The sequence below is a fragment of the uncultured Halomonas sp. genome, from assembly GCF_947501415.1.
In the GTDB taxonomy this organism is placed as follows: Bacteria; Pseudomonadota; Gammaproteobacteria; order Pseudomonadales; family Halomonadaceae; genus Halomonas.
In genome coordinates, this window is the sequence record NZ_CANMVL010000013.1 from 102,426 (window position 1) to 127,324 (window position 24,899).

Genomic DNA, 24,899 nt, shown 5'->3' on the forward strand with positions numbered 1-24,899 from the left:
TCAGGCAGACGCCGCAGCGGCGTCACGATCACGCCGTCGACGCTGCAACATTACGACCAGGCCGAAGACCAGGAAGGCCGGAATCCACATCAGCTCCTTGGTCCAGCGATCCACCGGCGCGAGTACCTGAATGATCTCCTGGTCGAAGTCGAAGCCCAGGTCCGACGCCTCGCTGCCGAAGGTCACCATGTCGACCACGGCCCTGTCCTCTTCGATGATCAGCTCCAGGCCCAGGTTCTCCAGCCGCTCCTCGCCGGTCTCGCCACTCGGCACCGGCAGCTGCATATAGGTGGTCAACGGATCACCGAAGTCATCCTCGCCAAGGATCTGCAACCGCAACGTACTCTCCTCGTCCACGCTGCCAAGCGCCTCGACAAACTGTGCCGGCGGAATCTCCTGATAGGGGTCATGGAGCTGATCCATCCAGAAGCCCGGCCGAAACAGGGTAAAGGCCACCAGCAGCAGCACGATGGACTCATACCAGCGGTTACGGGCGATCATGAACCCCTGGGTGGCCGCCGCGAAGATCAGCATGGCGATCGTCGACACCACGAAGATCAGCACCCCCTGCAGGGCGGTGACATCGATCAGCAGCAGGTCGGTATTGAAGATGAACAGGAACGGCAACGCGGCGGTGCGCAGGCTGTAGTAGAAGGCCTGGAAGCCGGTACGTATCGGGTCACCGCCAGAGACCGCCGCCGCGGCAAAGGAGGCGAGCCCCACCGGCGGCGTCACATCCGCCATGATGCCGAAGTAGAACACGAACAGGTGTACGGCGATCAACGGTACCAGCAGGCCGTTCTGCTCACCCAGCTGGACGATCACCGGCGCCAGTAGCGCCGACACCACGATGTAGTTGGCCGTGGTGGGCAGCCCCATGCCGAGAATCAGGCTGAGCACCGCGGTGAAGATCAGGATCAGCATCAGGTTGCCCATGGAGAGGATCTCCACCACATCGGCAAGCACCAGGCCGACGCCGGTCTGGGACACCGCACCGACGATGATGCCGGCGGTGGCGGTGGCGATGCCGATGCCGATCATGTTGCGGGCACCGGTGACCAGGCCGCTCCACAGGTCCATGACCCCCTCGCGCAGGTCCGCCGCCATGTCACTGCGCCCACGGAAGATCGATGTGATGGGACGCTGGGTGAGGATGATGAAGACCATGAACACCGTGGCCCAGAAGGCCGACAGCCCCGGCGAGAGGCGCTCCACCATCAAGCACCAGATCAGCACGATCACCGGCAGGATGAACTGCAGGCCGACCATCACCGTGGGACGGGTCTGGGGCAGCTTGTAGATGGGTGCATCGGGGTCATCGAGCTCCAGCTCGGGATAGCGGGAGGCAACCTTGAGCAGCCCCACATAGATCACCGCCAGTCCGGCGGCCACCACCCAGGGCGTCGCACCACCCAGCACCGGCTTCAACCAGCCCAGGCCATAGTAGACCACGAGAGCCGTGATCATCATCAGGAGCAGGCCTCCGAGGAAGCCGATCGCCTTGCGCACCAGCGGCTTGGGCGGGTTGCTGCTCTCCAGGCCCTGGAGGCCGGCCTTGAGCGCCTCGAGATGAACGATATAGATCAACGCGATATAGGAGATCAATGCCGGCAGGAAGGCGTGCTTGATCACCTCCACGTAGGAGATGCCCACATACTCGACCATCAGGAAGGCCGCGGCCCCCATGACCGGCGGCATGATCTGACCATTGACCGAGGAGGAGACCTCCACCGCGCCGGCCTTCTCCGCCGAGAAGCCGACACGCTTCATCATCGGTACCGTGAAGGTGCCGGTGGTCACCACGTTGGCGATGGAGGAACCGGAGATCAGGCCGGTCATGCCCGAGGCCACCACGGCGGCCTTGGCCGGCCCGCCCTTGTAGTGGCCCAGCAGCGAGAAGGCGACCTTGATGAAATAGTTGCCGGCGCCGGCCTTGTCGAGCAGCGCACCGAACAGCACGAACAGGAACACGAAGCTGGTCGAGACCCCCAGCGCAATGCCGAAGACCCCCTGGGTCGTCAACCACTGATGGTTGACCAGACCGTAGAGGCTGACCCCGCGGTGGGACAGGATGCCCGGCATGTAGGGCCCGGCCAGCGAGTAGATGATGAAGATCGAGGCGATGATCATCAGCGGCGGACCGAGCGCCCGTCGCGTGGCCTCGAGCAGCAGCAGGATACCCGCCACACCGATGATCACGTCCTGCAGTATCGGCGCACCGGGACGCTGGGCCAACTGTTCGTAGAACATGAACATGTAGGCACCACAGAAGGCCGCCGCGGCCGCCAGGACCCAGTCCTGAACGGGGATGCGATCACGGGGCGAACGCTTGAGCGCGGGATAGGCCATATAGGCCAGGAAGAGCGCGAAGGCCAGGTGAATGGAGCGGGACTCGGTGGCGTTGAAGACCCCGAAGCCCAGCATGAACGGCAGTGGAGACGCGATCCACAGCTGGAAGAGCGACCAGGCGGCGGCAATGCTGACCAGCAGCTTGCCAGGCGTGCCGGACGGCTTGCGGGCCCCGGAGTCGCTCGAGGCGACCATATCCTCGAGATCGACCTCTTGCCCCGCGGCCCTCTTGTTGTCCTCAGTCATAAGCGTGCCCTGCTCTGTAACGTTTCCCTGGGAGCGCCCGGGATGGCCTCCCACGGCATCTCAAACAGAATGCGCGGCCCCCTCGGGTGACCGCGCATTCTTCACCGAGGTGAAAGCACCTCAGGCCGTTGTATCACTCAATCCAGCCCTGCTCACGATAGTAGCGTGCAGCCCCATCGTGCAGCGGTGCGGAGAGACCCGAAGAGACCATCTCTTCCGGCTTGAGATTCGCAAAGGCCGGATGCAGCTTCTTGAAGCGATCGAAGTTGTCGAAGATCGCCTTGACGGTCTGGTAGACGATCTCCTCGTCGGTTTCGGCGGTGGTCACGAAGGTCGCCGCGACACCGAAGGTCTCGACCTCCTCGTCGTTGCCCTTGTAGAGGCCGCCTGGGATGGTCGACATGGAGTAGTAGGGGTACTCGTCGACGATGCCCTGGATCGCCTCACCGTTGAGCGGGATCAGCCGTGAGTCGACGGTGGTGGTCGCCTCCTGGATGGAGCCGTTGGGGTGGCCGACCACATAGGCCATGGCGTCGATGTTGTTGTCGGCCAGGGCCGAGGCCATCTCGGCGGCATCGAGCTGTGAGGCCAGCGAGAAGGAGTCTTCGGTCCAGCCCTTGGCCTCCATCACCACTTCCATGGTGTTGCGCTGGCCGGAACCCGGGTTGCCGATATTGACGCGCTTGCCCTCCAGATCATCGAGGGTCTCGATGCCGGAGTCGGCCCGCGCCAGAATGGTCAGCGGCTCGCCATGGGCACGGAATACCGCGCGCAGGTCTTCAAAGGGCTCGCCTTCGAAGTTGCCGGTACCGTTGTAGGCCTGGTACTGGACATCGGACTGCACCACACCCATATCGAGCTGGCCGGACTTGATGCCGTTGACGTTGGCCACCGAGCCGCCGGTGGAGGGCGCGTTGCACTTGATGTTGGCGTCGTCCAGACGGTTCACCAGGCGGCAGACGGACTGGCCGACCACATAGTAGACGCCGGTCTGGCCACCGGTACCGATGGTGATGAACTTCTCTTCGTCCTGGGCCATGGCCGGCGAGGCGAACATCGCGGCCCCCAGGATCGCGCCGGTGAAGGCAGCAGCAGAGAATGCATGGCGTTTCATGAACACACCTCTTTGACGTTGTCGGCAAGAGAGCGGAGCGTCGTGAGCGCAGAGGCCCCGAATCTACCACCCTCCTCTACTTTAGCGAAAAAATCATTCCGGGGATAATGACCGGAGGCAAAGCCGCCGAATCATGACCGGCGGAGGTATTCACCCACCAGTCTAGCCTTGTCGAGCGTTTATGAAGCGTTAATCTTATGATGCGGCGCAGCAAGAGCCGCATGGGGCCGGTCCGTTACCGATGCGAAGGCTGGCGGACGAGCCAGGCAGCGACGCACTGCAGTCGCGGCGCCCCCACCAGCATCAGTACAAAGGCGATCGGCCAGGCAATATAGAACGCTTGCCACCAGCGACCGAGGAAGCCCTCTCCAAGGCCGGTGTTGGCCCAGGTGATCACGAAGGTCATCAGGGTCACCATATAGAGCGACATCAGCACGGCAAAAATGAGCGGTGCGAAGCGTGGCGGGAACAACATCGAAACTCCTGATAGGCTTGCAGGGTGGGAATGTCGTGCATTCTACGTCATCCCGCCCGTTGCCCGAGCGCGCCCGAAGGTCGCATCGTTCAGGAGATACCATGATCGAGTGCATTCAGGGGGACATCGCCCATCAACCCGACATCGAGGCGGTGGTCAACGCCGCCAATGCCCAGCTGCGCCCCGGCGGTGGCGTGGCCGGGGCCCTGCATCGCGCCGCCGGTCCCGAGCTCGACCACGCCTGCCGGCCGCTGGCGCCGATCCGCCCGGGAGAGGCGGTGATAACCGGCGCCTTCGCCCTGCCCAATCGCCATGTCATTCACTGCCTGGGGCCGGTCTACGGCGTCGACAGGCCCGCCGAGGCGCTGCTCGCCGACTGCTACCGGAACGCCCTGATGCTGGCCGAACGCGAGGGCCTGCGCTCCATCGCCTTCCCGGCACTCTCCGCCGGCGCCTTCGGCTATCCGCTGGAAGAGGCCGCACGAGTAGCGCTCGAGACGGCGATCGCCACCCTGCCCGACTGCCCGCATATCGAGTGCGTGCGCTTCGTGCTCCTCGATGCCGAGACCACTGCCTGCTTCCAGCGTCTGCTCGACACGCTTCAGGGCAATCAGCCGACGTTGTAGCCCAGGGTCCTCGGCAACCAGAGCGCGATCTCCGGGAACACGGCAACAAGCGCCAGGGCGGCGGCCATGGCCACCACGAACAGCAGGGCCCAGCCCACGGTCTGTTCTAGGCGAATTCTGGCCACCTCGGTGGTCACCATCAGATTGACCGCCACCGGCGGCGTGAACTGGCCGATGGCGATGTTCATCGCCAGCAGGATACCGAACCAGACCGGATTCCAGCCGAAGTGCTGCATCACCGGGATCAGGATCGGCATCATGATCAGGTAGATGGAGATGGCGTCGAGCAGCATGCCGGCGGCCAGCACCGCCAGCATGATCAGCACCAGCAGCACCACCCCGTTGTCGGAAAGCGAGATGATCCACTCCGCCAGATGGCGGAAGGTACCGAGCATGGTGCCGGCCCAGGCGAAGATGCCGGCAAGCGCGATGATCAGCATCACCACCCCCGAGATCACCGCCGCCTCGCCGAACAGCGACCAGAGATCACGCAGGCTGAGCTCGCGGGTCACGAAGAGCCCTATCAATACACCGTAGGCCACTGCCACCACCGCCGCCTCGGTGGGAGTGAAGAGCCCCGAGCGCAGCCCACCGAGGATCAGCACCGGCGCGAACAGAGCCGGCAGCGCCTGCCTGAAGGTCTCCCCCACACGAAGGGGGTCGGCGCCCGCTACCGGTGCACCACCTTCCCAACCATGGCGACGTGAGACCAGCAGGGCCGGGACCAGCAGCGCCAGACCGGCGAGTACACCGGGGAAGAGCCCGGCGGCGAACAGTGCCCGAAGATCGACTCCCGGCACCACGATGGAGTAGAGGATCAGTGCCACCGAGGGGGGGATCAGGATCGCCGTGGAGGCCGAGGCGGCGATCAGCGTGGCCGAGAACGGCTTCGGGTAGCCCGCCCGGGTCATGCTCGGCAGCATCACCATGGCCACCGCGGCGGCATCCGCCGGCCCCGAACCGCTCATGCCACCCATGATCATGCACACCAGCACTGCCACCAGCGCCAGCCCGCCGTGACGCGGACCGATCAGTGCCTGGGCAAAGCGCACCAGACGCAGCGCCACCCCGGAGCGCTCGAAGATCAGCCCGGTGAGGATAAACAGCGGAATGGCAATCAGCGGATACTTGGCGATGCTGTTGTAGGTATTGGTGCCAAGGGTAGCGAGCATCGCCGGCGACAACCCCGCCAGGATACCTACGGCACCCGCCAGCCCCAGGGAGAAGGCCACCGGGACACCGGCGATCAGCAGCCCGGCGAAGGCCAGCAGCATCCAGAGATCAGGACTCATCGTCGAGTCCTCCACGCAGCCGGTCCCTGGTCTGTTGCAGCTGACGCACCAGCATCACCGCCGCCAGCAGCGGCAGCCAGACGATATACCACCACTGGGGCAGACCAAGCCCGGGCGAGAGAGTCTCCCAGCGGTACTCCTGCCAGGCCAGCTTGGCGCCGAACCAGGCGATCAGTCCCAGCACCGCCACCCCGCAAAGCCCCTGGAAGAGTATCAGGACCCGGTGTGCGCCCACCGGCAGGGCACGCTCCAGCATGCCGATGCGGATATGACCGTTACGCCGCAGCGCCACGGCGGCGCCGGCGAAGGTCAGCACCACCAGCAGGAATACCGAGAGCTCTTCGGTAAAGGCCAGCGAGCCACCGGTGATATAGCGAGTCACCACGTTGCCGAGACTGATCAGCGCGATGATCACCAGGGCCAGGCTGGCCAGCCAGCGCTCCGGCCTGGCATCCGGGGAAGGCGTCATGGGGTTACCTCACAAGGCAGCGGCCGGCCTCGAGGGCCGGCCGGTCAAGGGGAATCAAGAGCGGGAATCAGCGTGACTCGATGGCGGCACGGGCGGCCTCGACGATCTCCTCACCGATCTTCGGCACCCACTCATCGTGAACGCCGGCGGTGGCCTCGACGAAGGCCTGGTACTGGGCGTCCGAGAGCTCCGTTACGGTGACGCCACGCTCCTGGATGGCGGCCAGGCGTTCGCTCTCCTCCTCGCGGGTCATGGACATCTCCCACTCGCCCGCCTCCACGGCGGCCTCACGCAGGATCGCCTGGTCGCCCTCGTCCAGTGACTCCCACACCCGGCGATTCACGGCGAAGATCAGCGGATCGTTCATGTAGTTCCACAGGGTCAGATGCTCCTGGCCCACCTGGTCGATACGCGCCACGTCGAACACCGAAAGCGGATTCTCCTGGCCATCCACCGCGCCGGTGGTCAGTGCCGGCTTGGCATCGGCCCAGCTCATCTGGGTGGGGTCGGCCCCCAGGGCGGTGAAGGTGTCCTGGAACAGCGGCGAGCCCACCACGCGGATCTTCAGGTCCTCCAGGTCCTGAGGCTCATCGATCGCGCCCCGGGAGTTGGAGAGCTGGCGGAAACCGTTCTCGCCCCAGCCCAGCGGGATAACGTCCCGTGACTCGATGGCCGCAAAGATCTTCTCGCCCGCCTCGCCACCGGTCACGGCGTCCACCGCCGCCTCGTCGGGCAGGAAGAAGGGCAGCGAGAAGAGATTGAGCTCCGGCACCTGGGGGGACCAGTTGATGGTGGAGCCCACGGCGGCGTCGATCAGCCCGGAGCGCATGGCGGAGAATTCGCGAGTCTGGTCACCGTTGACCAGCTGGGAGTTGGGGTAGACGCGCATGGTGATGCGTCCCTCGGTGCGCTCCTCCACCAGCTCGGCCCACTTCTCGGCGGCCTGGCCCCAGGGAAAGGCATCGGAAAGCACGGTGGAGACGGCAATCTCGCGCGCCTGAACGGAGAGCGAGGCGGAGAGCACAGCGGCACCGGCCAGGGCGGCGGCCAGCTTGGCAAGCGGTCGATACGTTGTCATGGCGTGTCCTTGCAGCGACACCTCGTCATCTGCGAGGCGCGGTTATGGTTATGAGTGGCACGATGTGCCGGCGCGGTGAGCCGGCGGCGGTGGACGACCCCCTCCAGGGCCCGGCGCCACCTCGCGGAATATTCTAAGGGCTCCCAGCGTTGAATATCAGCTCCGTCACTCCGGTTTGCAACGGGTGGCGTGACCCGGCCAGGCGACACAGTCTCCCACTCTGATCCCCAGCGCCTGGAAGGTACCCGCCCTGACCTCCAGCGCGGCTCGATAGGGCACTCCCGGCCGCGTCACCGGACAGTCTGCCGGCGCATCCGAACCACAGGGCACCATGGTGTGGGTCGAGACGATACATCCCATCCCGTCGATAAAGGCGATATCCAGCGGAATCAAGGTGTTGTACATCCAGAAGCCACTGCGACCCGGCTGCTCGCTGGCATAGAGAAAGAGCATGCCGCCGTCCTCGGCGAGTCGCTCGCGACCCATCAGGCCACGGCTGCGTTCGGCCGACGTCTGCGCCACCTCGGCATGGAACTCATGCACCCCCGCGCCGGTAGCAATGGTGAGTGGCCAGCGCTTTGCGGGCACCTCGGCAGCGCTTGCCGAGTGCAGCGTAAAGGGGGCGACGGCGAGGATGGCGGCGACCAGAAGACGTTTCATGGCAGGCTCATGGCGTCATCGCCGGAGGTGGAAGCCTCCGGCATCAGGTGGATGCCCGCGGCGAGCAGCGAGACCTGTACCGCCTCCCCGCGGGCCAGGCCGTTGCGACGGGCGGCATGGGTGGCGATCTCGAAGCCGAGCCGCCCGGGGGTGTGGCCGAATGCCAGGGTAACCGAGGTCATGCCGCCCAGCACGACCAGCTCCTCGACGCGAGCGCTCACCGGGTTCTCGCGCTCCCCCAGCGAGGGGCGCCCTCGGCGATGCAGCACCACGTCAGAGGCGGGCAGATACCAGGCCACGCGGGTACCCGGCGCCAGCGACGCAAGCCCCTCGGCCACCTCCAGACGCCAGGGCCCCCAGGCCAGGCGGCGCTCGTCACCCTCCATCACCACCTCACCGCTGAAGACGTTGTGGCGATCGAGCAGCCGCGCCACCTGCGGGGATGACGGCCGGCGGAAAAGCGACTGTGGAGGACCCGTCTGGAGGGTGTGTCCGGCATGCAGCACGCAGAGGCGGTCGGCCAATGCCGCCGCCTCGTCGAGATCGTGGGTGACCAGCACGATGGGGATGGCGATCTCCTCGCGCAGCAGCGCCAGTTCACGCTGCAGGCGGCGCCGCGTCACCTGGTCCACCGCCGAGAAGGGCTCGTCGAGCAGCAGCACCCGCGGCTCGCGGGCCAGCGCCCGAGCCAGCGCCACCCGCTGCCGCTGGCCGCCGGAGAGCTCGGCGGGGTGGCGCCCGGCCAGCCCTTCCAGGCGTACCCGGATCAACCACTGCTCGGCCCGGCGACGGCGCTCGGCGGCCGGCAGATGGTGCAGTGCCACCATGACGTTGCCCAGCGCCGTGAGGTGCGGGAACAGCGCATAGTCCTGGAATACCAGCCCCAGGCGTCGGCGCTGGGGCGGGAGCGCGAGTCGCCTGTCGGCATCGAACCAGACCTCCTCGCCACAGGCGATACGCCCCCCTTGTGGGCGGTAGAGGCCGGCGATGCTGCGCAGCAGGGTGGTCTTGCCGCTGCCCGAGGGACCCACCAGTGCCAGTAGCTCACCGGCCGCGCAGCGAAAGTCCGCCGCCAGGGGGATGGGGCCCGACTGATGCAGGCTCACCTCGAGGGGGGCCGGTTTGGCCACGGTGTCAGGCACGGCGCCACCTCCGACGCCCCGCGAGGCCATAGACCACACCGATGGTGACGAAGGAGACCAGCAGCAGCATCGCCGACATGGTGGCCGCCCCGCTCTCGTCGAAGGCCTGAACGCGATCGTAGATGGCGATGGCCAGGGTACGCGTCTCGCCATCGATGGCCCCGCCCACCATCAGGATGACCCCGAACTCCCCCAGGGTATGGGCGAAGGTCAGCGCCATGGCCGAGACGATGCCCGGCCACACCAGGGGTAGCTCGATGCGCCACAGGGTATGCAGCGGCGACAGGCCGCTGCACCAGGCCGCCTCGCGCAGGTTGGCCGGCACCGCCTCGAAGGCGCGCTGCACCGGCTGCACCGCGAAGGGCAGATTGGCCACCAGGGAGGCGAGCAGGATGCCCTCGAAGGTGAAGTTGAGCCCCTCACCGAACAGCCGCACCCAGAGCCCGCCGAAGGGAGCCTCCAGCCCGAAGGCCTGCATCAGGTAGAACCCCAGCACCGTGGGCGGCATCACCAGTGGCAGGGCGATCAGGGCCTCACCCAGGGGCTTGGCGCGCGAACGACTGCCGGCCAGGGCGCGGCCCAGCCACAGCCCTGCCGGCAACAGCAACAGTGCCGTGAGGGCAGCCAGATGCAACGAGACCGAGAGCGCCGTCCAGTCCATCAGCGGGGCTCATCCTCGGCTAGCCGGAGGCCATCGCCGGGAGCGCGGAAACCATCGCCGGGAGCGCGGAAACCATAGTCGGCCAAGATGGCACGCGCCTCCTCCCGCTGCAGCCAGGCGTAGAAGGCCCGCGCGGTATCACCGGCTCCCTTCACCAGCGCCATGCGCTGCACCAGGGGCTGGTGCCAGTCGGCCGGCACCATCACGAACTCGCTCCGGGCGGCCACCGGTGGCGCCAGCGCCTGGGACCAGGCCACCAGCCCGCCGCGGGCATCCGCGGAGAGCGCGAAGCGGGTCGCCTGGGCGACGCTCTCCCCCAGCACCCGCAGCGGCGCACTGGGCTCCCATAACCCGGCTTGCACCAGGGCCTGGCGTGCCGCGACCCCATAGGGGGCATGCTCGGGGTTCGCCAGGGCGATACGCGATCGCCCCTCCCCGGCGGCATGCGACGCCACCGCCTCCCGAACCGCCGCCAGCGGGTCCTCCGCACTGGGCAGCCGGCCCTGCTCCTCCTTTCTCTGCAGCCATACCAGTCGTCCTACCGCATAGACTTCCCCCATATCCGCGAGGTGGCCGGCCTCGTGCAGCGCCAGCACATAGGCCTCATCGGCAGAGAGGAAGAGCTCGAAGGGGGCACCCTGCTCGATCTGGCGACGGAAGTTGCCCGAGGAGCCGAAGTTGACCCGCAGCGACTCCCCCGTCTCGGCCCGGAAGGCCTCGGCAAGATGGGGGAAGACCGCCTGCAGGGAGGAGGCAGCCGCCACGATGGGCGGCCGGGCCAGTGCCACCGTGGAGAACAGCAGCGTCAATCCCAGCAGCAGGGCGCGATACCCCGCTCGGGTAAGGGACCGCATGGCGTGACTCCGCAAGAGATGAATGGAGGTATTGTCCGACACCCTACCGATGCCCTCAACCCGGCCCCAGAGCGATCGCAGTTATGCAAAGCGAGGGGCGCTGAGGGCAAGCCGAAGAGGAGATACCGTCTCTCCCGACCAGCCGCAATCCTCATTGAGTTGGTTGTGGCTGATATTCGGTCCGGCGCTCCGGGGCTTGCCGCCAGATCAGCCCCGGGAGGCATAAGCTATTTGCAATAGCCCTGGACTGCTGGACACTCAGGGAGTGGCAATACCGGCGAAAATGCTATGCAGATCGGCCTGCTCCTCGCGGGGGCCGAGGTCGAGCAAGGCCTCGAGGCTCGTCAGATGCGCCTCGATGGCGTCTCTCGCACCGCCGGCATCCCCCCGGTCAAGCGCCTCCAGCAGCCGGAAGTGATCTCCCTCCAGATAGCAGGAACCGAGCGAGGGCCGCTTGTAGAGTGCGATGACGATGGAGGTGCGCAACACCAGATCGGTGAGCATGGCACCCAGCACACGATTGGGCGAGCGTGCGGCCAGGCGATGATGAATGGCCAGAGAGTGAGCGATGCGTGCCGGCTCGTCGCCACGCCCATGGGCCTCGACCTCTGCCCGTGCCTCGCTCTTGAGGGCAGCCAGCAGCTCGGAGTCGAGGCCCCGTACCGCCAGCAGCGCGGCCACCTCGCCCTCCACCAGACGGCGGGCGGAGAAGGTCTCGCGGGTCTCCTCTACGCTGGGGGCTCGCACCCGGGCGACCTGATTGGGGCGCTGGTCGATAACGTGGTCGGCGGCCAGGCGCGTCAGCGCCCGACGCACGATGGAGCGGCTGACACCGAACACTTCTCCCAGTGCCACCTCCGGCAGGCGCGTCCCGGGCGCCAGGCGCTGGCTCAGCACCGCCTGGCGCACCTGCTCGACGATATGGCGATCGCCGACACGCTCCCCCCCGCGCACGGCGGCTTCGACCTCTTCCCTCCAGGACTGGCTCATGGGCGTCTCGCTGGTAATGATCCTGGCAGAACCTTCGCACTTTTCGAGCCTGATCACCACACCCGACAGCGGCTCTGTATACAAAACCCTTCAGCGTTGAGCCCTTGTTACACCCTCGCCATTACCCCTTGTGCAGGTGACTGGCGTTGACGTCGAGAATCTTCAGCGTATTGGTGCCGCCATGGGCGTTCATCTCGTCGCCCCGCGTGAGCATCACATGATCCCCCGGCTCGGCGATGCCCTTCTCCACCAGCAGCGCCAGGGCGCGGTCGTTGAGCTCCTCGGCCGTCATCTCGCTGGTATCGAAGGGCAGCGAGACCACGCCGCGATAGAGCGCCATGCGTCGCTGGGCGATGGCGCTGTGGGCCAGGCCGATGATCGGCAGCCCGGAGCGGATGCGTGAGGCGATCAGCGGCGTATAGCCGGTCGAGGTCATGCAGGCGATGGCGGCCACCCCGGAGAGGTGGTTGGCGGCGTACATGGCGGAGAGCGCGATGGTCTCGTCGACCCGGGAGAAGCCCTCGTGGATGCGGTGGCCCGACTCCTGGGCGATCCGCTCGCGCTCGGCGCCCAGGCAGACCCGGTCCATCGCCTCGATGGTCTCCACCGGGAAGTCGCCGGCGGCGGTCTCGGCGGAGAGCATCACCGCATCGGTGCCGTCGAGCACGGCGTTGGCGACGTCGAATACCTCGGCGCGGGTGGGCAGGGGCGACTCGATCATCGACTCCATCATCTGGGTGGCGGTGATCACCGCCCGGTTCAGGCTGCGGGCACGTTTGATGATGCGCTTCTGAGTGCCGATCAGCTTCTCGTCACCGATCTCCACGCCGAGATCGCCACGCGCCACCATCACCGCCTCGCAGGCCTGGATGATGCCGTCCAGCGTCGCCTCGTCGATCACCGCCTCGGCGCGCTCGAGCTTGGCCACCAGGCCGATCTCCTTGCCGGCCTCGCCCAGCAGTTCGCGGGCCTCGGCCATGTCGGCGGCATGCCGCGGAAACGAGACCGCCAGGTAGTCCACGCCGATGTCGACGGCGGTGGCGAGGTCCGCCCTGTCCTTGTCGGTCAGCGCCGGCGCCGAGAGTCCGCCGCCCAGCTTGTTGATGCCCTTGTTGTTGGAGAGCCTGCCGCCCACGGTCACCGTGGTATGGATCTCCCGGCCCGCCACGGCGGTGACATCCAGCACCAGCCGGCCATCATCGAGCAGCAGGCGGTCGCCCGCCACCACATCCTCGATCAGCTGCTTGTAGTCGCAGCCCACGCGCTCCTCACTTCCCGCATCGCCGTCCAGGGCCATGTCGAGCACGAAGGGCGCCCCTTCGGCGAGCTCCACCGCGCCATCACGGAAGCGGGCGATGCGGATCTTCGGCCCCTGCAGATCACCCAGGGCGGCGACGCTTCTGCCCAGGCGAGCGGCGATCTCGCGGACTCGCTCCAGGCGGCGGCGGTGGTCGGCGGCAGTGCCATGGGAGAAGTTGAGGCGCACCACGTCGACACCGGCCGCGATCATGGCCTCGAGCACGCCCTCGCGGTCGCTGGCGGGACCCAGGGTGGCAACGATCTTGGTGCGGCGAATGGGATCATGGATGGGAGCGTGGGGGGGTAGCGTCATGGCGTCCTCGGCAGAATCAGGATGGCACGGAAGTCGTTGACATTGGTCCGCGTGGGGCCGGTCACGATCAGCCGGTCCAATGCCTGAAAGAAAGTGTAGGCATCATTGCGTGACAGAAAGGCGTCAGGGTCAAGCCCCAGGCACTCCGCCCGTGCCCGGTCGGACGCCGCAAACAACGCACCGGCATTGTCTTCCGAGCCGTCGATGCCATCGGTATCGATGGCCAGGGCGTGGATGCCCGGCGCCCCCTGAAGCGCCTCGAACAGGCCCAACAGGTACTCGACGTTGCGCCCGCCGCGGCCATCACCGCGCACGGTAACGCTCGTCTCGCCACCGGAGAGCAGCAGCAGCGGCCGCTCCCGCTCGCTCTGACTCGACAACGCCAGGCGCGCCTGGGCACGGCCCAGATCGCGAGCCTCGCCCTCGAGATCATCGCCCAGCACACGCACCTCGATGCCGCTCGCCTCGGCGGCCACTCGGGCTGCCTCCAGGGCGTCACTGGCACGCGCCAGCACCCGTGAGCGATCACGGGAGAAGTCGGAATCACCCGGTGCCGGTGCCCTGTCGGCTGTCTCCAGATGACGGCGCACGCCATCGGGAATCTCGATGCCATGACGCTCCAGGATGGCGACGGCATTCGCCGGAGAGCTGGCATCCGGCAGCGTCGGACCGGAGGCGATCAGGGTCGGGTCATCACCGGGGACATCGGAGATCAACCAGGTCAGCACCCGGGCCGGGTGGGCCGCGGTGGCCAGCCGCCCACCCTTGATCGCCGACAGATGGCGACGCACGGTATTGATCTCGCGGATCGGTGCCCCGCAGCGCAGCAGGGCCTGGTTGAGGGCCTGCTTGTCGGCCAGGGTGATGCCCGGTGCCGGCAGGCTCATCAACGCCGAACCACCGCCGGAAATCAGCGCGATCACCAGGTCATCCTCACCCAGCGGCTCGACCGCCTCGAGCATGCGCCGGGCGGCCTCCTCGCTCAGGCCATCAGGCATGGGATGGGAAGCCTCGAGCACCTCGATGCGCCGACCCTCGCCCTGCGGCCCCTGGGGGCCCTGCCCTTGAGGACCATGCCCGTAGCGAGTCACCACCAGCCCCGTCAGCGGCGACTCGGGCTGCTGGGCCAGCCAGGCCCGCTCCAGTGCCGCGGCCATGGCGGCCGCGGCCTTGCCCGCTCCCACCACGACGGTGCGCCCGGCAGGTGCCGGCGGCAACTCGGCAGGCAGCAGGCTGTCGGGGTGCACGGCATTCACGGCCGCATCGGCCAGACCGCTTAGCCAGCTCAAGGCCTCGGGCTCCGACAGCGCGGCAATGGCCTCCGGGGTGGAGGGTGTCGGCAGAGTGATCATGGAGTTTTCCTCTTCAAGCTGATGATGCACGCCGGGCACCTATGATTCGGGGGTCGAGTTAAAGAACCCGACGACAGGGCGTTCCCTGTCGCCGGGAAAGGCCACCATAGGCGACCTGGGAGGCGTGCGACGACCCGACGCCAACCTCCCGGAGTCCGTCGATCTTGTCCAGCTACTGGCGGCCGGCGTAGCCCCGACAGACTCCACAGGGAGCAGTCACCTCCCCTGTCGTCGCTGACCCAGCACCGGGTCAGCGAGCGAACCTTTACTGTCCTACCTCATGATCGGCCAGCACTTCCAGGGCTCTGAGGATGCCAGCATGATCCCAGTCGGCCCCACCATTGGCGGCACAGGCCTGGAACAGCTGCTGGGCATTGGCGGTGCCGGGCAGAGAGAGGTTCAGGGTCCGCGCTCCCTCCAGCGCCAGGTTGAGGTCCTTCTGATGCAACTTGATCTTGAAGCCGGGATCGAAGGAGCGCTGGATCATGCGCTCGCCATGGACATCGAGAATCTTCGAATGGGCCAAGCCACCGAGCAGTGACTCACGCACCTTGGCCACGTCGGCGCCGGCCCTGGAGGCGAACAGCAGTCCCTCGGCGACGGCTTCGATGGTCAGGGCGACGACAATCTGGTTAGCCACCTTGCAGGTCTGGCCGGCCCCATGTCCACCGATATGGGTGATGGTCTTGCCCACCACCTCGAGGATCGGCGTGGCACGACGAAACCCCTCATCGGTGGCACCGACCATGATGGTCAGGGCGGCGTTGATGGCACCGCCCTCGCCGCCGGAGACCGGGGCATCGACATACTCTCCGCCGGCCTCGGTGATGCGCCTGGCGAACTCCCGGGTGGAGATCGGCGCAATGGAGCTCATGTCGATCACCAGGGTGCCGGGCTTGAGACCCTCGATCACGCCACCTTCGCCGAACAGTACCTCCTCGACGTCGGGGGTGTCCGGGACCATGGTAATGATCACCTCCGAGGTCTCGGCGACCGCCTTGGGATCGGCCAGCTCCAGCATGCCCCTGGAGGCCAAGGACTCGTCGAGAGTACCGCGCTTGACGGTGGCAAGCGTGTGGCCGGCGTCCAGCAGATGGCCTGCCATGGGACGACCCATGATGCCCAGTCCGATAAAACCGATCTTGCTCATGATGATTCTCCTGTCACTTGCGTGATGCGTCGCATTGTTTCTCGATCTTTCTGGTGCGAAACGCGTTACGAGCGATGGCAGGTCGGTCGCCGCCGGAGCGGAGGAGCCGGAGTGTACTTCAGTACATGAGGACTCCGAGCACCGCCGGCGATCGAGATGCCGAGCGCAGTAGCGTTTCAGCGAACGCCGTCCAGCCAACCCAGGCCTTCCACGGTGGTGGTCTTGGGCTTGTACTCGCAGCCGATCCAGCCGGCGTAGCCGAGACGATCGAGGTGCGCGAACAGGAAGGGGTAGTGGATCTCGCCGGTGCCCGGCTCGTGGCGGCCGGGATTGTCCGCCAGCTGCACATGGGCGATGCGCGCGAGGTTCGCCTCGATGGTCGGGGCCAGATCCCCTTCCATGATCTGCATGTGATAGATGTCGTACTGCAGCTTCAGGTTGTTCGAGCCCACCTCGTCGAACAGCGCCAGCGCCTGGCCGGTGCGGTTGAGGAAGAACCCCGGAATGTCGCGGGTGTTGATCGGCTCGGCGATCAGCAGGATGCCCTCGGCCTCGAGCTTCTCGGCGGCGAAGCGCAGGTTCTCGATCAGGGTCTGGCGCGCCTGGTCGTCGCCGACGCCCTCGGGCTTGATGCCGGCCAGGCAGTTGACCTGGGTATTGCCCAGCACCTTGGCGTAGACGATCGCCTGGTCGACACCCTTGCGGAACTCCTCGACGCGCCCCGGGTGGCAGGCGATGCCGCGTTCACCCGCGTCCCAGTCGCCGGCCGGCAGGTTGAACAGCACCTGGGTGAGGCCGTTGTCGTCGAGGCGCTTCCTGATCTCGGCGGCCTCGAAATCGTAGGGAAAGAGGTACTCCACGCCCTTGAAGCCGGCCTTGGCGGCGGCCTCGAAGCGGTCGAGGAAGTCGACCTCGGTGAACAGCATGCTGAGATTGGCGGCAAACTTGGCCATAAGGCCTCCCTTTGTGTGCTCATGATTTGTGTGCTCGTGATGATATGCGCAAGGTTGACGTGTCCCGCCCCCTGCCTGGCCGGGCGGGTAACAGGAATCAGCGCAGCGCGGCGATGGAGCTCGGCGCATCAGCGAGGTTCTCGGCAAGCGCCTCGAACTCGTTGATGCCGCCCAGGTCGGTTCCCATGGCGATGTTGGTCACCCGCTCGAGGATGACCTCGACCACCACCGGCACACGGTGCTCCTTTATCAGCTCGCGGGCCTCGGCGAAGGCCGGCGCGATCCGGTCGGGCTCGGTGACGCGGATCGCCTTGCAGCCCAGCCCCTCGACCACCGAGACGTGATCCACCCCGTAGCCGTTGATCTCCGGGCGGTTGATGTTCTCGAAGGCGAGCTGGACCTGGTAATCCATCTCGAAGCCCCGCTGGGCCTGCCGAATCAGCCCCAGATAGGAGTTGTTCACCACCACGTGGATGTAGGGCAGGTTGAACTGCGCCCCGACCGCCAGCTCCTCGATCATGAACTGGAAGTCATAGTCGCCGGAGAGCGCGACGATGTCGGTGTTCGGGTCGGCGCGACGCACGCCCAGGGCGGCCGGAATCGTCCAGCCCAGCGGACCGGCCTGACCGCAGTTGATCCAGTGGCGCGGCTTGTAGACATGAAGGAACTGCGCACCGGCGATCTGTGACAGGCCGATGGTGCTGACGTAGCGGGTGTTCTTGCCGAATGCCTTGTTCATCTCCTCGTAGACGCGCTGGGGCTTGACCGGCACGTTGTCGAAGTGGGTCTTGCGCAGCAGGGTGCGCTTGCGCTCCTGGCACTCCTCGGCCCAGGCGCTGCGATCCTTGAGCTTGCCCGCGGCCTGCCACTCGCGAGCCACCTCGATGAACAGCTCGAGCGCCGCCTTGGCGTCGGAGACGATGCCATAGTCCGGGCCGAAGATGCGCCCGATCTGGGTCGGCTCGATGTCGACGTGGACGAACTTGCGGCCCTCGGTATAGGTCTCGAGCGTGCCGGTATGACGGTTGGCCCAGCGGTTGCCGATGCCCATCACGAAGTCGGACTCGAGCAGGGTCGCGTTGCCGTAGCGGTGCGAAGTCTGCAGGCCGACCATGCCCGCCATCAGCTCGTGATCATCCGGAATGGCGCCCCAGCCCATCAGGGTCGGGATCACCGGCACCCCGGTCAGCTCGGCAAACTCGGTGAGCAGGTCGCCGGCATCGGCGTTGATGATACCGCCCCCGGCCACCAGCAGCGGCTTGTCGGCCTCGTTGAGCATGCCCAGCGCCTTCTCCACCTGAGCGCGGCTGGCGGCCGGCTTGTAGGCGGGCAGAGACTCGTAGGTGTCCGGGTCGAACTCTATCTCGGTCATCTGCACGTCGATGGGCAGGTCGAGCAGCACCGGGCCCGGACGCGAGCTGCGCATGATCTGGAAGGCCTGCTGGAAGGCGCGCGGCACCTGGGCCGGCTCCTGCACGGTGATGGCCCACTTGGTGACGGGGCCGGCGATGGCCTGGATATCCACCGCCTGGAAGTCCTCCTTGTGCAGCTTGCCGGTCGGTGCCTGACCGGTGATGCACAGGATCGGGATGGAGTCTGCGGAAGCGGAGTAGAGACCGGTGATCATGTCGGTGCCGGCCGGGCCGGAGGTGCCGATGCACACGCCGATGTTGCCGGCCTCGGCGCGGGTGTAGCCCTCGGCCATGTGCGAGGCGCCCTCGACATGGCGCGCCAGAATATGGCCCACCCCACCGATCCGACGCATTGCGGAGTAGAAGGGGTTGATGGCGGCGCCTGGCACGCCGAAAGCAACATCGACCCCTTCCTTCTTGAGTACATGAACAGCGGCTTCCGCGGCGGTCATCCGAGGCATGGCGGCTTACTCCTGTGAGTATTTATTTTTATGGAAAATCATTCTGCATAGTGAGAATAGACGCCTACCCTTAGATCCGCCAGTTTTTTTGGAATTATTTTCCAGTTTTTTTCTACATCCAAAAAAGCCTCAATGAATCAAATCATTGAGGCTTTTCAAGTAGAAATTTTCTTCAAGAATCCCGTCACGCAGACATCTTCGTGCACAAGACTCCGAGGCACTGCCTTGTCACCAGATGACTGCTGTAGCGATTCTCAACGGCGCTGGCTATAGGGCAGCGCCATGTGACGGTTGACGTCCTTGTACAGCAGATAGCGGAAGGGCCCCGGGCCACCCGCATAGCAGGCCTGCGGACAGAAGGCGCGTAGCCACATGTAGTCGCCGGCCTCGACCTCGACCCACTGCTGGTTGAGGTGATAGACCGCCTTGCCCTCGAGCACGTAGAGGCCGTGCTCCATGACGTGGGTCTCGTCGAAGGGGATCACGCCGCCGGGCTGGAAGGTGACGACGGTCACGTGCATGTCGTGGCGCAGGTCGTCCGGGTCGACGAAGCGGGTGGTGGCCCACACCTCGTTGCAATCCGGCATCACGGTCGGCGCGATGTCGTTCTCGTTGACCACGAAGGCCTCCGGCACGTCGATGCCGTCGACATACTCGTAGGCCTTGCGGATCCAGTGGAAGCGCACCGGGGCATCGGCCTCGTTGCGCAGCTGCCAGTCGCAACCGGGCGGCAGGAAGGCGTAGCCACCGGGCACCATGCGATGCTTCTCGCCTTCGATGGTCAGCGTCATCTCGCCCTCCACCACGAACAGCACGCCCTCGGCGCCGGCATCGCTCTCCGGCCGCTCGCTGCCGCCACCCGGGGAGACCTCCATGATGTACTGGGAGAAGGTCTCGGCGAAGCCGGAGAGCGGACGCGACAGCACCCACAGGCGGGTGTTGTCCCAGTGGGGCAGCTTGCTGGTGACGATGTCGCGCATCACCCCCTTGGGAATCACCGCAAAGGCCTCGGTGAACATGGCGCGGTCGGTGGTCATCACCTTCTGGCTCGGATGACCGCCTTGGGGGGCATAGTACTGGCGAGAGGACTGATGCGGCTGACTCATGAGGTGGACTCCTGTTCGCTTTCGGTCGGCGTGACGGCCTCGCCCTGCGGCAGGGTCACGCGGATGTCGATGGGGTACTCTTCGCAGTTGTTGCCCTCGCCGCCGCGATCGACCACCAGGAACTCGCCCTCGCGCTCGAGCACCGACTGGATGGCGTGCCATGCCCCGGCGCGGTAGTTGACGCCCTGGCGACCATCGGTGACGAAGGCGCGCACGCTGTCGGGCTCGATGGTGTCGCCGGGCGGCGCCACCACCACGACGAACCGCTCCTCATGCATCGGCACGAAGGCCTGGCTGCCCAGGGGGTGACGTTCGAGAAACGGCAGCTCGAGCGGCAGCTCGACGGGCTGACTGACGAAGATGCTGATCAGTGCCCGGGCCTGCTCACCCAGGGTCTCGACCCTGGCCAGGTCGTGATAGCGCCGAGTGCGGCCGGCGTTGATGGGAAAAGAGTCCGACATTCGCGTATCGATCACCTCGCCGAAGGGCGCGAAGGCCTCGGGAGTAAGGGGCTGGGCCTCGAGTTCAAGCATGCTGGCTCCTGTAGACGGCAGGTCGGGTAGGCGGCGCACCGCCCACCTCTCGGGTTAGGGGGATGACACCGGATCAGGGCGCGGGATGGTGCTCCGCCCAGTGGCGGGCGATATCCACACGCCGCGCCACCCAGACCCGCTCGTGGGCCTCGATATGGTCCAGGAAACGCTGCAGGGCACGGAAGCGCCCCGGGCGTCCCAGCAGGCGGCAGTGCATGCCCACGGAGAGCATCTTCGGGGTGTCCTCGCCCTCCGCGTAGAGCACGTCGAAGGCGTCCCGCAGGTAGGTGAAGAAGTGATCCGCGGTATTGAAGCCCTGGGGCGCGGCGAAGCGCATGTCGTTGGTGTCCAGGGTGTAGGGCACGACCAGGTGGTCATGCTCGACGCCCTGAGTGTCCTTCTCGCGGGTCCAGAACGGCAGGTCGTCGCCGTAGTAGTCGCTGTCGTAGAGGAAGCCCCCCTCGTCGAGCACCAGGCGTCGGGTGTTGGGGCTGTCGCGACCGGTGTACCAGCCCAGCGGCTTCTCGCCGTAGAGCGACTGGAAGATCTCGATGGCGCGGCGCATGTGCTCGCGTTCGACCTCCTCGGAAATCTCCTGATAGTGAATCCAACGATAGCCGTGACAGGCGACCTCGTGACCCAGCTCCTTGAAGGCGTGGGCCACCTCGGGGTGGCGCTCCAGGGCCATTGCAACGCCGAAAACGGTCAGCGGCAGGCCGCGACGCTCGAACTCGCGCAGGATGCGCCACACCCCGGCCCGCGAGCCGTACTCATAGATTGACTCCATGCTCAGGTGGCGGTCCGCATAGCTGGCCGCGCCGATGATCTCCGAGAGGAACTGCTCGGACCCTTCGTCGCCATGCAGCACACAGTTCTCGCCGCCCTCCTCGTAGTTGAGCACGAACTGCACGGCGATTCGGGCCTTGCCTGGCCACTTGGCCTCGGGCGGCGTGCGGCCGTAGCCGATCAAGTCGCGGGGATAGTGGGAATCGGTCATGACATCACCTTATGATAACCAGGCGGCATCAAGATGAGCCCAATGCCGTCTATTTTTGTATACAACAAGCAACGTATCGCTACCGAGAGTCGTCCGCAAGTCCCTGCGTCGGCATTTAGCTGAGGAAGATCTGGTGTAGATCCGGCGCTTCCTGGTCCTCTTCGACAATGGCAAGGGTCGCCTCGACGGCGCGCAGGTGATTCCCCATCAACGCGGCGGCCTCCTGGCCGCGACCCTCCTTCAGTAGAGTGATCAATGTCGCGTGATCATGCGTCTCACAGCCCAGATGACCAGGCTTGCCATAGACCGCCAGTATCAGCGAGGAGCGAAAGCAGAGCCGCTCGACGAAATCGGCCAGGGTGGCATTGCCGGCGAGGCGCGCCAGCCGCGTATGGAAATCAGCCGAATAACGAATCGCCGCGCTATGGTCGCCTTGTTGCAGGGCCTTCTGCTCCTGGTCAGAAAGTTCGTGCAACGTCTTCACGCTCTCCTCGTCGATGCGCCGTGCCACCTCGGGCATCAGTCCGCACTCCACCATCTGGCGAGCCTCGAACACCTCCCGAGCCTCCTCGGCGGTAGGCCGCGTGACGCTGGCTCCGCGTCGCGGTGTGAGGGTGACCAGCTGCTCCAGCGCCAGCCGCTGTAGGATCTTGCGGATTCCGGTGCGACTGACGCCAAATACTTCGGCTAGAGCATCCTCGCGCAGGCGCGCACCGGGCTTGAGCCTATGCTCGATGATGGCATCGCTGATCGCCCGGTGGATCGCCTCGTGACGTTCGGCCCCATCCCCGTTCTTGCCGCGACGCCCCCGGACCTCCTGACGCTGGTTCATGTGACCTGGCTCCCTGTGGTTGGCTATCCATATTGTATACGCAAAGACCGGGCAATTACGTCACTTGCCCGCCTACACACTGCCAGGTTGAAGAAGCCAACAGGAAGGCGAGTCAGCGGCATCACACATGGGCTTGCAGGTCATGGCGACCAGGCGGCGATGGTGGCGCGCTCCTCCTCGGTAATGCCGGTGATATTGCCCAGGGGCATGTAGCCGCTGGCAACGACCCCCTGGATCTTGTGCATTTGTTCCATGATCTGCTCACCGGTGTCATAAGCCAGGCCGGCCGGCGGCGCATTGAAGCCAGGCTGGGTAGGGTCGCTGGCATGGCAGGCGACACAGCGGGACTCGATAATGGGCTGTACCTCGGAAAGCGATACGCTGGCGGACATCCGGGCCTGTCCCGCACTGGCGCCAACGGTCGGCATGGCGACCCAGAAGGCGACGGCGATCAGGGCAGTACCGGCGATCGGATAGGCCGGCTGGATCCTGCCGGCATGCATCAACACGAAGAACTGGCGAATCAGCGCGCCGGCGAAGATGAACAGCGACATGATCACCCACGCTGACTCGTGGGAGTAGGCGAAGGAGTAGTGGTTGCTGATCATCAGCAACACCACCGGCAGCGTGAAGTAGGTGTTGTGCACCGAACGCTGCTTTCCGCGTTTTCCATCCAGCGGATTGGGCGCTTCCCCGGCCTTCATCGCCTTCACCATGCGGCGCTGGCCCGGGATGATCCAGAAGAAGACGTTGGCCGACATGGCGGTGGCCATCACCGCGCCGGTCAACAGAAAGGCCGCCCGTCCCGAGAAGATCTGAACGCTGAGATAGGAGACCACCACCATCATTACCGCCACCGCGACACTGAGCAGACCATCGCGGGTCATGTTGGGGCTGATGCGCTTGCACAGCTCGTTGTAGACCACCCAGCCGCCGAGCAGGAACAGCAGCGCCACCACATTGGCCTGCCAGCCACTCATGTTGGCGGCCCACTCCCAGCTGGCATTGGGATTGACCAGATAGAAGCTGGGGTTGGCCATATAGAGCAGGATGAATAGCGCGAAGCCCGACAGCCAGGTGGTGTAGGCCTTCCAGAACGACCAGTGAAGGTCCTCGGGCAGCTTGGCCGGCGCCGTGGCGTATTTCTGGTTATGGTAGAAGCCACCACCATGCACCGCCCACATCTCGCCGAACACCCCCTTGTCGCGATCCTCGGCGGCCTTGGGGGTACGTAGCCCATTATCCAGCATCACGAAATAGATCGATTCCCCGATCCAGGCAATCGCTGCGATGACATGTAGCCAGCGCAGCATGAAGTTTCCGAAGTCCAGCAGGTAGGCTTGCATAAGAGGCCTCGTCTAGCGTCTTGTTATGGTCTGTCGGCGAGAGGGCTTTCCTCAGCTACCGCGATAGGTGGAGTAGCCATAGGGCGAGAGCAGCAGTGGCACATGGTAATGCGCATCGGCATCGGCCACGCCGAAGCGCAGCGGAATCACATCGAGGAAGCGCGGCTCCTCGGCCTCGACACCCTGAGCGCGCAGATAGTCCCCAGCATGGAAGACCAGCTCATACTGACCGGTGACGAACGCCTCACCCTCGAGGATCGGACCGTCGCAGCGGCCATCGTCATTGGTCACCACTTCCTTGAGGCGAGTGCGCCGCTCGCCCTCCAGCCGGTAGACCTCTATGCGGATACCCTCGCCCGGGCATCCCTTGGCGGTGTCGAGTACGTGGGTGGTCAGGCGTCCCATGGTAATACTCCTTGGTGGCACTTCGTGAGTTGTCGAGATAAGGGCCGGATTCGTTTGTTGATATCGGCTGCTCAGGGTTAACCTGTGAGCATGAAGACAGTTTTAGCCAGTTTAGGGGTACATTTCAAAATATTTTTTGTATACATTTAGTCGAAACCCTCACGACAAGCTGCCTGGACAATCGTCGTGATCCCCTGCCACACCCCGCCAAGGAGAATGACAATGAGCCACAACACCCTTACTCCGACCCCAAGCCAGCTGGACAAGTCCGCCTTCGTGGCCGCCTACGGGGAGATCTACGAGCACTCTCCCTGGGTTGCCGAGCTGGCCTGGGAGCAGGGACTGAACACTGACCACGACTCGCCCGCAGGCCTGGCGAAGGCCATGGGTGAGGTACTGACCGACGCCTCCGCCGAACATCAGCTCGCGGTGATTCGCGCCCACCCTGACCTCGCCGGCAAGGCCGCCATCGCCGGCGAGCTGACCGACGACTCGACCCGGGAGCAGGCTGGCGCCGGCCTGGATCAGTGTTCACCGGAGGAGATGGCACGCTTCGAGCGGCTCAACGAGGCCTACAAGGAGAAGTTCGGCTTTCCCTTCGTGATGGCCGTCAAGGGCAACGACCGTTATGCCATCTTGAACGCATTCGAGACCCGGCTCGAGAATGACCCCGCTGAGGAACGCCGCACCGCGGTGGAACAGATCAACCGCATCGCCCGCTTCCGCCTCGAGGCACGAGCCGAAGCCAACGCCTGACGCGCCCTCTCCCGATCGACGGCTCTTA

Annotated in this window: 24 protein-coding genes; 2 read left to right on the forward strand and 22 right to left on the reverse strand. The window is 65.6% G+C overall.

The features are described from left to right. The 3 genes from Q0894_RS10895 to Q0894_RS10905 all read right to left on the reverse strand — a co-directional run bounded on the left by Q0894_RS10895 (position 1) and on the right by Q0894_RS10905 (position 4,184). Complete coding sequence (locus Q0894_RS10895) at positions 1–2,595, reverse strand: TRAP transporter permease (protein ID WP_132044367.1); 2,595 nt, start codon at positions 2,593–2,595, stop codon at positions 1–3. Positions 2,596–2,728: 133 nt separating this feature from the next. Then, entirely contained in the window at positions 2,729–3,709 is a 981-nt protein-coding gene (locus Q0894_RS10900) for a TAXI family TRAP transporter solute-binding subunit (RefSeq protein ID WP_299235087.1), read from the reverse strand. Positions 3,710–3,944: 235 nt separating this feature from the next. Further along, positions 3,945–4,184 carry a DUF2798 domain-containing protein gene (locus Q0894_RS10905; protein ID WP_299235090.1) on the reverse strand — a complete coding sequence of 80 codons (240 nt, stop codon included), beginning with the start codon at positions 4,182–4,184 and terminating at the stop codon, positions 3,945–3,947. Positions 4,185–4,285: 101 nt separating this feature from the next. On the opposite strand from Q0894_RS10905, the gene Q0894_RS10910 reads away from it, so the two are divergent. Continuing rightward, positions 4,286–4,810: a macro domain-containing protein gene (locus tag Q0894_RS10910; protein ID WP_299235093.1), complete on the forward strand. Its 525-nt coding sequence runs from the start codon at positions 4,286–4,288 to the stop codon at positions 4,808–4,810. Here Q0894_RS10910 and Q0894_RS10915 read toward each other — a convergent pair. The 19 genes from Q0894_RS10915 to uraH all read right to left on the reverse strand — a co-directional run bounded on the left by Q0894_RS10915 (position 4,795) and on the right by uraH (position 24,115). Next, positions 4,795–6,102, reverse strand: a complete 1,308-nt coding sequence (locus Q0894_RS10915) for a TRAP transporter large permease (RefSeq protein ID WP_299235096.1) — start codon at positions 6,100–6,102, stop codon at positions 4,795–4,797. The genes Q0894_RS10910 and Q0894_RS10915 overlap by 16 nt on opposite strands. Continuing rightward, positions 6,092–6,571 (reverse strand): TRAP transporter small permease, encoded by a 480-nt coding sequence (locus Q0894_RS10920; RefSeq protein ID WP_132044373.1) that lies wholly within the window; start codon positions 6,569–6,571, stop codon positions 6,092–6,094. Before Q0894_RS10920 ends, Q0894_RS10915 begins: the two co-directional genes overlap by 11 nt. A gap of 67 nt (positions 6,572–6,638) precedes the next feature. Then, positions 6,639–7,649 (reverse strand): DctP family TRAP transporter solute-binding subunit, encoded by a 1,011-nt coding sequence (locus Q0894_RS10925; RefSeq protein WP_299235100.1) that lies wholly within the window; start codon positions 7,647–7,649, stop codon positions 6,639–6,641. Positions 7,650–7,814: 165 nt separating this feature from the next. After that, positions 7,815–8,309: a DUF192 domain-containing protein gene (locus Q0894_RS10930; protein ID WP_299235103.1), complete on the reverse strand. Its 495-nt coding sequence runs from the start codon at positions 8,307–8,309 to the stop codon at positions 7,815–7,817. After that, entirely contained in the window at positions 8,306–9,451 is a 1,146-nt protein-coding gene (locus tag Q0894_RS10935; protein ID WP_240721739.1) for an ABC transporter ATP-binding protein, read from the reverse strand. The genes Q0894_RS10930 and Q0894_RS10935 overlap by 4 nt, the downstream gene beginning before the upstream one ends. Then, positions 9,444–10,112, reverse strand: coding sequence for a molybdate ABC transporter permease subunit (modB, locus tag Q0894_RS10940; RefSeq protein WP_299235108.1), 669 nt, complete (start codon positions 10,110–10,112; stop codon positions 9,444–9,446). Before modB ends, Q0894_RS10935 begins: the two co-directional genes overlap by 8 nt. After that, the gene (gene modA, locus Q0894_RS10945; RefSeq protein WP_299235111.1) at positions 10,112–10,966 is read right to left on the reverse strand and encodes a molybdate ABC transporter substrate-binding protein; all 855 of its coding nucleotides are present in this window, start codon (positions 10,964–10,966) and stop codon (positions 10,112–10,114) included. Before modA ends, modB begins: the two co-directional genes overlap by 1 nt. A gap of 258 nt (positions 10,967–11,224) precedes the next feature. Next, on the reverse strand, positions 11,225–11,956 hold the full coding sequence (locus tag Q0894_RS10950; RefSeq protein ID WP_299235113.1) for a GntR family transcriptional regulator: 732 nt from the start codon (positions 11,954–11,956) through the stop codon (positions 11,225–11,227). Between the two features lie 121 nt (positions 11,957–12,077). Beyond that, the gene (gene pyk / locus Q0894_RS10955) at positions 12,078–13,568 is read right to left on the reverse strand and encodes a pyruvate kinase (RefSeq protein WP_299235116.1); all 1,491 of its coding nucleotides are present in this window, start codon (positions 13,566–13,568) and stop codon (positions 12,078–12,080) included. Next, complete coding sequence (locus Q0894_RS10960) at positions 13,565–14,920, reverse strand: glycerate kinase (RefSeq protein WP_299235119.1); 1,356 nt, start codon at positions 14,918–14,920, stop codon at positions 13,565–13,567. Before Q0894_RS10960 ends, pyk begins: the two co-directional genes overlap by 4 nt. Before the next feature lie 265 nt (positions 14,921–15,185). Beyond that, positions 15,186–16,070: a 2-hydroxy-3-oxopropionate reductase gene (locus Q0894_RS10965; RefSeq protein ID WP_299235122.1), complete on the reverse strand. Its 885-nt coding sequence runs from the start codon at positions 16,068–16,070 to the stop codon at positions 15,186–15,188. Positions 16,071–16,246: 176 nt separating this feature from the next. After that, positions 16,247–17,023: a hydroxypyruvate isomerase gene (hyi, locus tag Q0894_RS10970; protein WP_299235125.1), complete on the reverse strand. Its 777-nt coding sequence runs from the start codon at positions 17,021–17,023 to the stop codon at positions 16,247–16,249. 97 nt (positions 17,024–17,120) lie between these two features. Next, on the reverse strand, positions 17,121–18,896 hold the full coding sequence (gene gcl, locus Q0894_RS10975) for a glyoxylate carboligase (protein ID WP_299235128.1): 1,776 nt from the start codon (positions 18,894–18,896) through the stop codon (positions 17,121–17,123). A 254-nt stretch (positions 18,897–19,150) separates the two neighbouring features. Further along, positions 19,151–20,002 (reverse strand): bifunctional allantoicase/(S)-ureidoglycine aminohydrolase, encoded by an 852-nt coding sequence (locus Q0894_RS10980; RefSeq protein ID WP_299235131.1) that lies wholly within the window; start codon positions 20,000–20,002, stop codon positions 19,151–19,153. Then, on the reverse strand, positions 19,999–20,535 hold the full coding sequence (locus Q0894_RS10985; RefSeq protein ID WP_299235134.1) for an ureidoglycolate lyase: 537 nt from the start codon (positions 20,533–20,535) through the stop codon (positions 19,999–20,001). The genes Q0894_RS10980 and Q0894_RS10985 overlap by 4 nt, the downstream gene beginning before the upstream one ends. Before the next feature lie 73 nt (positions 20,536–20,608). Continuing rightward, entirely contained in the window at positions 20,609–21,532 is a 924-nt protein-coding gene (gene puuE, locus Q0894_RS10990) for an allantoinase PuuE (protein ID WP_299235137.1), read from the reverse strand. A gap of 115 nt (positions 21,533–21,647) precedes the next feature. Next, positions 21,648–22,364 (reverse strand): GntR family transcriptional regulator, encoded by a 717-nt coding sequence (locus tag Q0894_RS10995; protein WP_299235140.1) that lies wholly within the window; start codon positions 22,362–22,364, stop codon positions 21,648–21,650. Positions 22,365–22,504: 140 nt separating this feature from the next. Further along, positions 22,505–23,710, reverse strand: coding sequence for a urate hydroxylase PuuD (locus tag Q0894_RS11000; RefSeq protein ID WP_299235143.1), 1,206 nt, complete (start codon positions 23,708–23,710; stop codon positions 22,505–22,507). 51 nt (positions 23,711–23,761) lie between these two features. Continuing rightward, entirely contained in the window at positions 23,762–24,115 is a 354-nt protein-coding gene (uraH, locus tag Q0894_RS11005; RefSeq protein WP_132044405.1) for a hydroxyisourate hydrolase, read from the reverse strand. 222 nt (positions 24,116–24,337) lie between these two features. Between uraH and uraD the strand changes: the two genes are divergently transcribed. Continuing rightward, positions 24,338–24,871, forward strand: coding sequence for a 2-oxo-4-hydroxy-4-carboxy-5-ureidoimidazoline decarboxylase (uraD, locus tag Q0894_RS11010; protein ID WP_299235147.1), 534 nt, complete (start codon positions 24,338–24,340; stop codon positions 24,869–24,871). Positions 24,872–24,899: the final 28 nt, after the last annotated feature.